Raw genomic sequence first — 10,680 nt, 5'->3', positions numbered from 1 at the left:
CCGGACTACGGGCTAACATTAGAACATGTGTTCGAGTAGCGCGCTTCTCGCCCAGGTCCGCGCGCTGGAACACGCCATCGATGCACTCCTCGATCTCGACCCCACCACCGCGACCGACACCGAACTGGGCGATACCCTCACCCGAGTCGCGGCCCGCGCTCGCCACCTCACCGGATTCACCGCCCGGCTCACCCACCACCAAAAGAGCCGACGGACCTCCGCCACCCGGCCACCTGTCGCGGCGGACCTCCCCTTCCCGCCCGCCGACCGCGCCGGGACACAATCAGCGGAACCGATCCCGCACCGGCGGCGCCGATCGGGCATTGTTGCCGGGGACAATCGCAGCATCGTGGCCCGAGGAGCAACCGTGACCGCACCCCTGCGCGTGGAGCGCACCGGCGATATCGTCGTCTGGACCATCGACAACCCCGACCAGCGCAACCCCATCTCCGACGAAGCCACCATCGACGCTCTCGAAGCCGCGGTGGGCGCGGCGAACCGGGATCATTCGCTGCGGGTCGCGATCCTGACCGGCGCGGGTACGGCGTTCAGCGCGGGCGGCAATGTCAAGCACATGCGCGACAAGGCCGGGATGTTCGGCGGCACCCCGGCCGAGTTGCGCCAGGGTTACCGGCACGGCATCCAGCGCATTCCGAAGGCGCTGTACCACTGCGAGATTCCGACCATCGCCGCGGTGAACGGCCCGGCGGTCGGCGCCGGCTGCGATCTGGCGCTGATGTGCGATATGCGGATCGCCGCGACCACCGCGACCTTCGCCGAAAGCTTCGTCCGCCTCGGCCTGATCCCCGGCGACGGCGGCGCCTGGCTGCTCCCCCGCGCGGTCGGGATGGCCCGCGCGAGCCAGCTGGCGTTCACCGGTGCCACCATCGACGCGGCCACCGCCCTCGAGTGGGGCATGGTCAACGAGGTCGTCGAACCCGATCAACTCCTCGATACCGCCCACCGGCTCGCCGCCGAGATCGCGGCGAATCCGCCGCACGCACTCCGTATGACCAAGCGTCTGCTGCGCGAAGGTCAGCACCAGAGCCTGGAGACCCTGCTGGAACTCTCCGCCGCCATGCAGGCGATCACCCACCACACCACCGACCACCACGAGGCCGTCGCGGCCATGCTGGAACGCCGCACACCCGAGTTCACCGGCGACTGAGCCGGGTCGCCCGCCAGCCACCACCGTCACCGGCGGGAGGCCGTCTGCCACCGGCGCCACAGCCAGTCCTGAGGGTTTCATCGCCGGCACGCGAGTACGCCGAGACCGGCGCAGGCCAGGACGACGCCCCACGCGAGCACGGCGTGTTCTAGGTGTAGTCCAGGATGAGCGCCGCGGTGGTTCCGGGTTCCAGCGCTTCGAAGACATGGGCGACGTCGGCGGGGTACATGATGTAATCGCCCGCCGCGAGTTCCTCCGCGTGCTCGGCGGTACCGACCAGCGCCCGGCCCGTCCCGAGCAGTACATGCTCGACCACGCCGGGCATATGTGGCTGCGATTCGCGGCGATGGCCCGGTTCGGCGGCTACCTGATAGATATCGCGCCGGGCGCCCGGCGGGCACGCCGCGAGCAGGGTCGCCCGGTAGTCCGCCTGGCCGGAATGTACGGCAGGGCCTTCGCCCGCACGGATCACCTGAACCTGCGGGCGCGGTGGGTCCAGAAGCCGGGAAAACGGCACATCGAGCGCCACACACAGCGCCCACAAGGTTTCCAGGCTCGGGTTACCGGTGCCGGATTCCAGTTGCGAGAGCGTGGATTTGGCGATCCCCGCGCGCCGGGCGACCTCGGTCAGGGATAGGCCTGCCCGGTGGCGCTCCCGGCGCAACGCGGCGGAGATCGCCGCTTGCGGACCGCCTGCGGAATCGTGGGCACGCTCGGTCATGTTCGCTCCAGAAGTCGGTTGTTCGATTTGACGAACGGCTGCGGTGTGTTCACTATCGTAGTCATGCGTTCGTTATGGCGAACAACAGGCCGGGAGACCCGCTCCGCCGTCACCCTGCTCTGCGCGGCGGTGGGCACGGTCGGGATTTCCTATGGCGCCACGGCCGCCGGCGCCGGCCTCCCGCTGTGGCTGCCTCTCACCCTGAGCCTGCTCGTCCTGGCGGCGGGCTCGGAATTCCTCTTCCTCGGCATCCTCGCCGCCGGGGGCAGCCCGCTCGCCGCCCTCGCCGCCGGATTGCTGGTGAACGCCCGTCACCTCTCGTACGGGCTGTCCATCCCGCACGTGGTCGCCGGCCGAGCGCAGCGCCGGACCGATGCGACCCCGGGGCCGGTCGCGACCACCGGGCAGCCGGAAACCCACGGCACCGAGTGGCGTTTTCGGATGATGGCTTGGTTGCGTACCGCGTCCCGGGCACATCTGCTCAACGACGAAACCGCGGCGCTCGCCCTGACGCAGCCGACACCGGCGGCCGGACGCGCCGCCTATCTGCTGTGCGGCCTCGGAATTCTCCTCACCTGGCCGGCCGGAACCCTGCTCGGCACAGCTCTCGGCGCTCTCGCCCCCGATCCGAACACCCTCGGCCTGGACGCCGTGTTCCCGGCCGTCCTATTGGCATTGGTGCTGCCCTCCCTGCGCAGACCGGCCGTGCGACGCGCGGTGCTCGCCGGCTCGGCCACCGCCCTCCTCGCCACCCCGTTCCTGCCCAGCGGGTTGCCGGTCCTGCTGGCCGCGACCACAACCATCGCCTGGTCCCGGCGGGGCAGGGACCGATGAACAGCACCGCACACCTGTTGACGGCCGTATTCGCACTGGCCGCAGGCACATTCGTATTCCGGCTTGCGGGTCCCGCACTGGGCGCACGACTCCCCATATCACCGCGGGTCACGGCCACACTGGAGACAGCTTCCATCACCGTACTCGCCGCCTTGGCCGTAACCACTGCGCTCACCGAAGGATCGAGCCCCGCCGGATTCGCCCGCCCGGCCGGAGCACTCGCCGCCGCCACCCTGATCTACCGCCGCGTTCCGCTATCCATCGCACTGGTATCCGCCGCGGCAACCACCGCCACACTGCGCCTTATGGGAATTCCCTGATCGTTGCGCGCGTTCGCCGGGATCGGGCGCCGCCGAGTAGTGCGTGATCCGCCGGACCCGCAGCGCACGATTCTGTTGACGCCGGTTCCCGTCACCAAGCGCTGTGGTAGCGCTCCTCTGCGCCGATGGCGCCCGTGCCCGAGCGACGGCTTCGGTCCGCGGCTACCACCTCCGGCCCACGGACCTACCCGGCACCCGCCGATCCAGGGCGCCCGGTCAGTGCCTCTGCGGTCAGAGTCAGATGCCGGGTCAAGATCTCGGCCGCGGCAGTGCCGTCGCGAGCCAGTACCGCGGCCTCCAGTTCCCGATGCTCCGCCACATCGTCGCGGCCGGGCGAGCGGTGTGCCGACCAGCGGCGGGCGAGTTCGCTCGCGGTCCACAACCGGTCGAAGACGTCCAGCAGGACCGCGTTCCGGCTGCCTTCCAGCAGGGTGCGATGGAAAATCCGGTGCGCCTCGGCCCATTCCTCGCTGTAGTACTCACCTTCCCCCGGTGCGAACGCCGGCGTACGGACCAGACGGTGACAGGCGGCCCGCACGCGCGTCTCCCATTCGATGTCGCCGCGCTCGATCGACATCCGTAGCAGGGCCGGTTCGATCGTCCGGCGCGCCTCCGCGATCTCCTGCCAGCGGTGGTCGGAGAAAGCCGGTACCGCGAAGCCGCGGTTGGGCAGCCGGACGGCGAGCCCTTCGCCGACCACCCGCACCAGGGCTTCCCGGACGATGGCCAGGCTCACGCCCTGCTGCCCGGCGAGATCCTGCGGTTTGAGCGGGTCGCCAGGGGCGAAGTCACCGCGCATGATCGCGTTCCGCAACCGTGCGTACACCTGTTCGGAAAGCATTTGCTTGCCGGTCGATACCGAATCCCGGGCCGTCCCGATCATTCGATCATCCTAAACCATTTGGGCCAATAATCGATTATTACTGATATCGTCGATCATCGGAGGCGGGTGCTCAGCCGTTGCGCGGCCCGCCGCCCCGTCGATCACATCGGGCACCCGAACAGGAACGAGACAATGAACGCCGATACCCCCTTCACCCGTCTTCCCGACGCGGATTCCCGCACCGAGCAGGGCGATACCACCACCTCCGGCGCATCCGGTCGACCGGGAAACCACAGCGCGACGGAGACACCCAGCGGGTCCGAAGCCCCCGAACGCCTCGAAGTGTCCCGCCTCATTCCCGCATCCGCCGAGGCCGTCTTCGCGGTCCTGACGGATCCGCAGGGGCATGTCGATATCGACGCATCGGGAATGCTCCTCGACGCCGAAGGGGAACGGGTCGAGCGGCCGGGCGACCGGTTCGTGGTCCATATGGACCGGGAAGCCCTCGGCGACGTCCCGCTGGGTAAATACGACGTCGAGGTCGTCATCACCGTACTGATCCCGAACGAGGAAGTCGCCTGGACCGTCGAAGCCCGGGGACAGCAATTCGGCCACATCTACGGCTACCGGCTGCGACCGGAGGAGGCAGGCACTCTCGTCACGTCCTACTACGACTGGTCGGCCGCCGCCCCCGAGTGGAAAGCGCGCGTCACCTTCCCGGTGATTCCCGAATCCGCCCTCACAGCGACCCTCGGCATTCTCGAGCGAACCGTCCGCCGGAGGTCCGCGAACTGAGGGACAGCCGGCCGGCGCAGGTGACGCGATCCGCAACATCTCGAGCAGAAGCCGGCCACGCAGTCCACGAGCGGCCGCCGACACCTTGGCGCCACATACCACGCATCGTTGAACGTGATGGTGTGACGCGAGCAGTCACGGGCTCGTTCGCACAGACAGAACCGCCCCGCCGATTCGTCAGCGGGGCGGTCGAGACGGCGGCCGTGATTTACGCACTCGGCCCCGCCGATCCGGTCGGCGGGGCGGTCATGACGACGGCCATGATGTGAACGATCAGGGACGATCGAACTCTCCGTCCTTGGCGCCGGCCAGAAACGCATCCCATTCACCGGGTGTGAAGATCAGCGCGGGGCCGGTGGGGTTCTTGGAGTCGCGGACGCCGACATTGCCTCCGTCCAAGTGTGCGGCCTCGACACACTCTTTTCCCCCGTGGCTGCGGCTGCTCTTGAACCATTCGGCTCGAGAAAGGTCGATCATTTGTCACTCCTTCGCAATCCGCAACATCAGGTCTCTCGATGCCGCTGGCGACAACGCTACCTGCCGGATGCGGTCCGTCTCCCGTGAGTACTGAGCAACTTCGATATCGCGTTCCACGTAGAGATTCCCTGTGAACCCTTCCATGTAGACCACCGGCGGCTCCTGGAGCTTAGACGGATGGAGCGGCGGAAAGGTGAATATGTGGAACGATCTCGATACCAGGCCAACAGGCCTGGTCACACTGTTGGGAACCACTCGTATCTCGACATTGGGCAATTCGGAACGTTCCAGCAACAATTTCACCTGCTCGGCCATCACCGTTGAACTGCCGACGGTGTAGCGCAATACGGACTCGGCGAGCAGAGCCTCGAGCCGGAAGCCTGGGCGGTCCAGATGACCCTGTCGTCGCAACGCGAGATCGAGTCCTCGATTGACCTCTTCCGGCGACTGATCCGGGAGATTCGCCCAGGTGAGGGCCTGCCGGTAGTCGCGGGTCTGCAGTAGACCGGGTACCACCGCGGTTTGCCAGGTGGTCACTCCTGACGCGGCCTCCTCGAGCGATAGAAAATGATCGAAACCCGAGTCGAACGCATCCGCGAAGGCTCGCCACCACCCGCTACCGGAAGCGCCGGCCTCCCGGATCTCGCGGGCGAGATCGAGCAGCAGCCGCCTCTCTTCGTCGGTGGCCTCGTAGGCGTCGGCCAATGCGTTGAGCCCCAAATCGGTGACTTTCGTCTGCCAGCCGTCCTCGATGCGCCCATACGACTGCGGGGATATCTCGGCCACCCGGGACGCTGCCGATTGCGTGTAACCGGCCCGCTCACGGAGTTTTCGGAGTTGTCGGCCCAGCGCCCGTCTGGGCAGCGTGGACGCGTTGGTACGTGTCGATCCTTTTGCCATGTCATTGCCTTTGCTAACAGTAAGCGTGAATTCTGGAAGCCCGCACATGGAAGCCGGCACATGAAACCCTCAGCCCCACAATCATTGTGGAGGAATTCCGAGAATATGTCTTGGAAAATCCAGTTTCCGGCTTCCCGGCCGGGCCCCGGGAGAGCTTCACTGAGGGAGCGCCCGGTGCGGGCCACCTCGCATCGCAGCCGAGGACACCGGTTCGACGCCTGGAGTGCCGGAAACCGGTGGTCTGACACAACACACAGCAGTGGAGCCGAATCGGCGCACTGACACCACGTGCCCGACCCCGCACCGGGTGCACGCCGAACACTATGCCAAGAGCGGGGTTTCAAATGCACGCAAGAGAACCACTACCGGTACGGGTCCGCGGGGAAGCCATGAACCGGATGCCTACCGCGTGGGCCCTACTCTCCCTCGCCCATCTGGAACTGATCCGCGAAGCCTTGCGGCGCTGGGCCGATGAGGGTGAGCATGCCTGATCGCACGCCGGCGGCGGTCGGCCTGATTCGGCTGGATATCCCGGCTGTGGATATCGACCTGCACATCCTCGCCGAGCGCAACGGATGCCGGCTGCTGTACACGGTGAAAACGAATGCCCGCCCGTTCGTCACCGCCCACGCATTGGCCCGGTACGCCGCCGAATACGACGCGCGGGCCGTGATCGTTCCGGGGATCGCGCACGCCGACGCGATCCGGCACATCATCACGGAGAACGCCGCGCTCATCACGCCGAGACGGGTCTATCCACGCGGCTACCGCTGGGACGCAGAAGATCTCGCATGCCATGGGGAGAGCTAGCCCTCAGCGTGGTGATATTCGGCATGCTCGGCTCGATCGGATACACGATCCGCCTTCGGCTGCGGTAGAACGCGCGCCGGGGGAGAAAAATTGCGGCGGACCGCCCCGGGGATCGGGTGTTCACTGCCACTGCAACGACCGCGGTCAACCCGGCTACGGGGCGCTGCTCCGGGTCGAAGCGACGGCGCTCGGCGAAAGAGCAATCGGCCCTGACGACCGTTTACGCGCCAGGGGCCGGATGCGGTCTCGAAGGGGTCGGGTCAGGCGGGGACGGATTCGGTGCGGCATCGGTCCCGACGACGCGCAGCCCGGACGCGTGTGGTCAGCACGGCCCTTGGAACGGGAAGCACGGTGGTGGCGGTGTCGCCCGTTCAGCCGGCGCGACCGGTGCGGGAATCGCCGAGGAGACACCCGCTGGGGTGTCGGTGCGCTCGGCCGGTGCATCCATATGGGTGAGGGTCAGCACGGCCAGCAGGAAGATCACGCCGCCCAGGAGCGCCCCGAGTGCCCACAGGGTCGGCATGACCGAGGCGCTGCGAGAACCGGGGTAGTGCAGGGAGTGGCCGCTACGGCGCCGCGGAGCGGGCCGGTCGGTGAAGCGGAGGGACGAGCGTACATAGCTTCCGCCCGGACGTCCCCTGCGAGAATGCCCCCGCACAGTCTCGAACCCCATACCTAGAGTATGCCCCGGTGGCCGGTCTTCCGGATGAAACCGGCTCACAGCAAGCGGAATTCGCGTGCATTCATCCGCACGGTCGGCATTGCTCGCGGGACTGCCTCGCTGGTGCACACCGGGCCCGCCGCCCGTTCGGACGCGACTACCAGCGAATTCTCGCCGCGGCGGACCGGGGTCTTGCCGTGGTGGCGCGGCTCGCCGCTGACCACGAATCCCAGATAGTCGTTGGTCGACGAGAACGGCCCATCCCCGGTCATCGGGTGGGGCCGGTCGTCTTGTTCGCGGGAAGATCGCCGACAAGTTCGACGGTGGTGAACCGTAGGAACAATTGCACAAGCGGACCCATCACCACCGCGATCAGCAGCGTGCCGAATCCGACGGTGCCGCCGAGCAGCCAGCCGGCGGTGAGGACGACCAGTTCGATCCCGGTCCGGACGATCCAGACCGGCTTGGAGAACAGCCGCACTGCGCCGGTCATGAGTCCATCACGCGGTCCGGAACCGAATCTGGCTCCGAGGTAGACCGCGTCGAAGCAGGTCAGCATCAGCAGACCGGTCAGGAAGTAGAGCAGTTGCCGCGGCGGCGAATCCGCCTCCGGTAGCGCCAGGGCGCTCAGATCCGCACAAGTCCCGACGAGCAGTACGTTGAGTATCGTACCGAGCCCGGGTAGCTCGCGGAGCGGGATCCAGAACAGCAGGACGACCATGGCGATGGCATTGGTCGCCCAACCGAAGGTCAGACCGGAGTGCTGTGCCACCCCCTCGGCCAGTACGTTCCAGCTCGATGCACCCAGCGACGATTCGACCAGCAGGGTCAGTGATGTGCCGTAACCGGCCAACCCGAACAGTAGTTGAGCGAGCCTCCGGGGTTTTTTCCCGGCACGCCACTGCTCAACGGCGGTCATCCGCCGCGCCACGGCCCCGGAGCCACGCACTGTACGACCGGTCGAGATCATCACTCTCCTCGAACTGCTTCGATGCGACCACGGGGATCGGCTATCTGTCGATCTGTCCGCGAACACGATCTTTCGCTCGACCGGGACCCGAAGTAATAGCCAGTCATGGAATTCCGGCCTGCCCGACAGCCGGTCCCCCCCGCCCGGCGGCTTCGCGCGGCCGGGGTGGCGGTCGAGATACGCGCGGAGCGACCCGGCGCCGGCGAAGCAGGTTGAGACGAGCGTTGGTGTTCAGGGCACTGGTCCGAGGCATTGCGTGTCGGGCAGTAGCTGTGGTGGGTTCGAGATCTTCGGTCGAGCCGCTCCCGATCAGTCGGTCCATAACTGGGGGCTGCGGGCATCGATCAACGCGCGTACGCCCGCCACGACTTGATCGAAATGTTGGGCCGGTAGTTGCCGCCCATCGCGCAGGCGGACGGCCACGTCTCCGCGGGAGACTTCGGCCGGGCCGAGGATGAAGTGGTAGGGCACCAGCCTGGCATCACGTACACGGGCAGCCAGGCTTCCCGCTTCCACGCCGACGACCCGGGTACGCAATCCCGCACTCCGGCACCGGTCACGAAGTGCGGTGGCGGCGGGTTCCTCGGCGCCGGAGACCGGGAGCACCACTATCTGTACCGGGGCCAGCCAGGCCGGGAACGCGCCGCCGTGTTGTTCGATCAGGTGGGCGACGGCTCGTTCGACGCTGCCGATGATGCTGCGGTGCACCATAACCGGCCGGTGCTTGCCGCCATCGGCGCCGATGTAGTGCAGGTCGAACTGCTCGGGTTGGTGGAAGTCGACCTGAACGGTGGACAGGGTCGATTCGCGGCCTGCGTGATCGCGTAGCTGGACGTCGATTTTGGGCCCGTAGAACGCGGCCTCGCCTTCGACTGCCTCATAGGGGATCCCGGACCGGTTCAATACCTCGACCAGGAGCTCGCGGGCGCGCTGCCACATCTGCGGTGCCGCGACGTATTTCCCGTCCGCGCCGGGCAGCGACAGCCGGTACCGGACGGGGGTGATCCCCATGGCGTGATATGCGGAATCGATCATCGCCAACGCGGCGAAGGCCTCGTCGGCGACCTGGTCGAGGGTGCAGAAGATGTGGGCGTCGTTGAGTTGGATCGATCGCACTCTGGTCAGGCCACCCAGCACTCCGGAGAGCTCCGAGCGGTGCATCCCGCCGAGCTCGGCCAGACGCAGGGGCAGTTCCCGGTAGCTGCGTGAGCGGGACCGATACATCAGCGCGTGGTGCGGGCACAAACTGGGGCGCAGTACTACTCGTTCGCCGCCGATCTCCATCGGCGGATACATGTCATCGCTGTAATGCGCCCAGTGTCCGGAGATCTCGTAGAGTTCGCGTTTGCCGAGCTCGGGTGAGTACACGTGCTGGTAGCCGGCCTGTTGTTCTGCGGCGCGAACGTATTCTTCGAGACTGTGGCGCACGACAGCGCCGTCGGGAAGCCAGTACGGCAGTCCGGCCCCGATCAGCGGATCGGTATCGAACAGGCCGAGCTCCCGGCCGAGTTTTCGGTGGTCGTACATAAGGGCCTCCTACCGGTTGAGGGCGGATGACCACGCGGAAAAGCCCCGGGCATCCGCCCGGGGCTTCGAATGAGAACAGGGTTCAGCGCACCGGGACGTCGTCCGGCGTCGTGGTGGACTCAGCACGCTGCATGCCGGTCACGGTACCGCCTTGCGCTCGATGCAACAACAGCATTGATCCGGGGCGGCGAACTTCGCGCAGGGTCCGGTACCCGCCCACCCACCCCACGGCCGTGAAGGAGTGCCGACAGTCGCCGAACAGGTTCGTGTGAACAGGCTGGGCCTATGGGCGCGTGGCTGTGAACACCTCCAGCGCCACCGGTTCGGTGAACTGTCCGCTTGGATCGATCGCGTGCAGTTCCTTAACGACGGCGTTTTCGAATGCCGCCCGCCGGTCGCCCAGCGCTCGACGAAGCGGCAGCGATGTCGAGTACAGGTAACCGATGGCCTGTTCAACCGTCCAGACACGCTCGAATCGGTAAATCCGCCGATCAAAACTGCGAAACTGCGACCGGCTCAATATCTCCTCATGGGGCAGATGTTCTGCGTCGTCCGCACGACCAGACGGCGGGACCGGCGCCGCGAAGTCCGGCGGCAGATACCGAGCCTGGATCCTGGCGATCGCCTCCTGCCAGAGGGTCACCGGCCGCACAAGACAACTGTCGTTGGCGATC

The 10,680-nt window shown here is 67.0% G+C and carries 15 protein-coding genes; 6 read left to right on the top strand and 9 right to left on the bottom strand.

Translation table 11 applies throughout. The features are described from left to right. The first annotated feature begins 367 nt into the window (after positions 1–367). Positions 368–1,168 carry a crotonase/enoyl-CoA hydratase family protein gene (locus QH276_RS10935; RefSeq protein WP_280398154.1) on the top strand — a complete coding sequence of 267 codons (801 nt, stop codon included), beginning with the start codon at positions 368–370 and terminating at the stop codon, positions 1,166–1,168. Between the two features lie 148 nt (positions 1,169–1,316). Here QH276_RS10935 and QH276_RS10930 read toward each other — a convergent pair whose 3' ends face one another. Further along, positions 1,317–1,889: a helix-turn-helix domain-containing protein gene (locus QH276_RS10930; protein ID WP_280398133.1), complete on the bottom strand. Its 573-nt coding sequence runs from the start codon at positions 1,887–1,889 to the stop codon at positions 1,317–1,319. Positions 1,890–1,952: 63 nt separating this feature from the next. Between QH276_RS10930 and QH276_RS10925 the strand changes: the two genes are divergently transcribed. After that, the gene (locus QH276_RS10925; protein ID WP_280398132.1) at positions 1,953–2,723 is read left to right on the top strand and encodes an AzlC family ABC transporter permease; all 771 of its coding nucleotides are present in this window, start codon (positions 1,953–1,955) and stop codon (positions 2,721–2,723) included. Then, entirely contained in the window at positions 2,720–3,043 is a 324-nt protein-coding gene (locus QH276_RS10920; RefSeq protein ID WP_280398131.1) for an AzlD domain-containing protein, read from the top strand. Before QH276_RS10925 ends, QH276_RS10920 begins: the two co-directional genes overlap by 4 nt. A 184-nt stretch (positions 3,044–3,227) precedes the next feature. On the opposite strand, the gene QH276_RS10915 is transcribed toward QH276_RS10920, so the two are convergent. Beyond that, positions 3,228–3,926 (bottom strand): GntR family transcriptional regulator, encoded by a 699-nt coding sequence (locus QH276_RS10915; protein ID WP_280398130.1) that lies wholly within the window; start codon positions 3,924–3,926, stop codon positions 3,228–3,230. Between the two features lie 132 nt (positions 3,927–4,058). On the opposite strand from QH276_RS10915, the gene QH276_RS10910 reads away from it, so the two are divergent. Then, complete coding sequence (locus QH276_RS10910; protein ID WP_348536610.1) at positions 4,059–4,661, top strand: SRPBCC family protein; 603 nt, start codon at positions 4,059–4,061, stop codon at positions 4,659–4,661. Positions 4,662–4,934: 273 nt separating this feature from the next. On the opposite strand, the gene QH276_RS10905 is transcribed toward QH276_RS10910, so the two are convergent. Both QH276_RS10905 and QH276_RS10900 read right to left on the bottom strand, forming a co-directional pair. Then, positions 4,935–5,138 carry a DUF397 domain-containing protein gene (locus QH276_RS10905; RefSeq protein ID WP_280398128.1) on the bottom strand — a complete coding sequence of 68 codons (204 nt, stop codon included), beginning with the start codon at positions 5,136–5,138 and terminating at the stop codon, positions 4,935–4,937. Positions 5,139–5,141: 3 nt separating this feature from the next. Further along, positions 5,142–6,098: a helix-turn-helix domain-containing protein gene (locus tag QH276_RS10900; protein ID WP_280398127.1), complete on the bottom strand. Its 957-nt coding sequence runs from the start codon at positions 6,096–6,098 to the stop codon at positions 5,142–5,144. Positions 6,099–6,382: 284 nt separating this feature from the next. Here QH276_RS10900 and QH276_RS10895 point away from each other — a divergent pair, with 284 nt between their 5' ends. Both QH276_RS10895 and QH276_RS10890 read left to right on the top strand, forming a co-directional pair. Further along, a complete protein-coding gene (locus tag QH276_RS10895; protein ID WP_280406718.1) occupies positions 6,383–6,529 on the top strand; it encodes a hypothetical protein in 147 nt (48 codons plus the stop codon). Then, the gene (locus QH276_RS10890; RefSeq protein ID WP_280398126.1) at positions 6,522–6,848 is read left to right on the top strand and encodes a hypothetical protein; all 327 of its coding nucleotides are present in this window, start codon (positions 6,522–6,524) and stop codon (positions 6,846–6,848) included. The genes QH276_RS10895 and QH276_RS10890 overlap by 8 nt, the downstream gene beginning before the upstream one ends. Before the next feature lie 322 nt (positions 6,849–7,170). Here QH276_RS10890 and QH276_RS10885 read toward each other — a convergent pair whose 3' ends face one another. The 5 genes from QH276_RS10885 to QH276_RS10865 all read right to left on the bottom strand — a co-directional run. Beyond that, on the bottom strand, positions 7,171–7,371 hold the full coding sequence (locus QH276_RS10885) for a hypothetical protein (protein ID WP_280398125.1): 201 nt from the start codon (positions 7,369–7,371) through the stop codon (positions 7,171–7,173). Positions 7,372–7,565: 194 nt separating this feature from the next. Further along, on the bottom strand, positions 7,566–7,781 hold the full coding sequence (locus QH276_RS10880) for a hypothetical protein (RefSeq protein WP_280398124.1): 216 nt from the start codon (positions 7,779–7,781) through the stop codon (positions 7,566–7,568). Then, positions 7,778–8,428 carry a YczE/YyaS/YitT family protein gene (locus QH276_RS10875; RefSeq protein WP_280398123.1) on the bottom strand — a complete coding sequence of 217 codons (651 nt, stop codon included), beginning with the start codon at positions 8,426–8,428 and terminating at the stop codon, positions 7,778–7,780. Before QH276_RS10875 ends, QH276_RS10880 begins: the two co-directional genes overlap by 4 nt. A gap of 360 nt (positions 8,429–8,788) precedes the next feature. Continuing rightward, positions 8,789–10,006: a threonine--tRNA ligase gene (thrS, locus tag QH276_RS10870; protein WP_280398122.1), complete on the bottom strand. Its 1,218-nt coding sequence runs from the start codon at positions 10,004–10,006 to the stop codon at positions 8,789–8,791. A gap of 283 nt (positions 10,007–10,289) precedes the next feature. After that, positions 10,290–10,680: hypothetical protein (locus QH276_RS10865; protein ID WP_280406717.1), on the bottom strand; the 391-nt coding region annotated here is incomplete at its 5' end.

It is taken from the genome of Nocardia carnea, assembly GCF_029869215.1.
Classification (GTDB): Bacteria; Actinomycetota; Actinomycetes; order Mycobacteriales; family Mycobacteriaceae; genus Nocardia; species Nocardia carnea_B.
The sequence above is the reverse complement of the archived record's forward strand: the minus strand, read 5'-3'. Positions and strand labels throughout refer to the sequence as shown.

What these genes read in the sequence shown, in the direction of transcription:
- QH276_RS10930 (WP_280398133.1), bottom strand. Translation starts at nt 1,889, where the DNA reads ATGACCGAGCGTGCCCACGATTCCGCAGGCGGTCCGCAAGCGGCGATC.
- QH276_RS10925 (WP_280398132.1), top strand. Translation starts at nt 1,953, where the DNA reads ATGCGTTCGTTATGGCGAACAACAGGCCGGGAGACCCGCTCCGCCGTC.
- QH276_RS10920 (WP_280398131.1), top strand. Translation starts at nt 2,720, where the DNA reads ATGAACAGCACCGCACACCTGTTGACGGCCGTATTCGCACTGGCCGCA.
- QH276_RS10915 (WP_280398130.1), bottom strand. Translation starts at nt 3,926, where the DNA reads ATGATCGGGACGGCCCGGGATTCGGTATCGACCGGCAAGCAAATGCTT.
- QH276_RS10910 (WP_348536610.1), top strand. Translation starts at nt 4,059, where the DNA reads ATGAACGCCGATACCCCCTTCACCCGTCTTCCCGACGCGGATTCCCGC.
- QH276_RS10905 (WP_280398128.1), bottom strand. Translation starts at nt 5,138, where the DNA reads ATGATCGACCTTTCTCGAGCCGAATGGTTCAAGAGCAGCCGCAGCCAC.
- QH276_RS10895 (WP_280406718.1), top strand. Translation starts at nt 6,383, where the DNA reads ATGCACGCAAGAGAACCACTACCGGTACGGGTCCGCGGGGAAGCCATG.
- QH276_RS10890 (WP_280398126.1), top strand. Translation starts at nt 6,522, where the DNA reads ATGCCTGATCGCACGCCGGCGGCGGTCGGCCTGATTCGGCTGGATATC.
- QH276_RS10885 (WP_280398125.1), bottom strand. Translation starts at nt 7,371, where the DNA reads ATGCCGACCCTGTGGGCACTCGGGGCGCTCCTGGGCGGCGTGATCTTC.
- QH276_RS10880 (WP_280398124.1), bottom strand. Translation starts at nt 7,781, where the DNA reads ATGACCGGGGATGGGCCGTTCTCGTCGACCAACGACTATCTGGGATTC.
- QH276_RS10875 (WP_280398123.1), bottom strand. Translation starts at nt 8,428, where the DNA reads ATGACCGCCGTTGAGCAGTGGCGTGCCGGGAAAAAACCCCGGAGGCTC.
- thrS (WP_280398122.1), bottom strand. Translation starts at nt 10,006, where the DNA reads ATGTACGACCACCGAAAACTCGGCCGGGAGCTCGGCCTGTTCGATACC.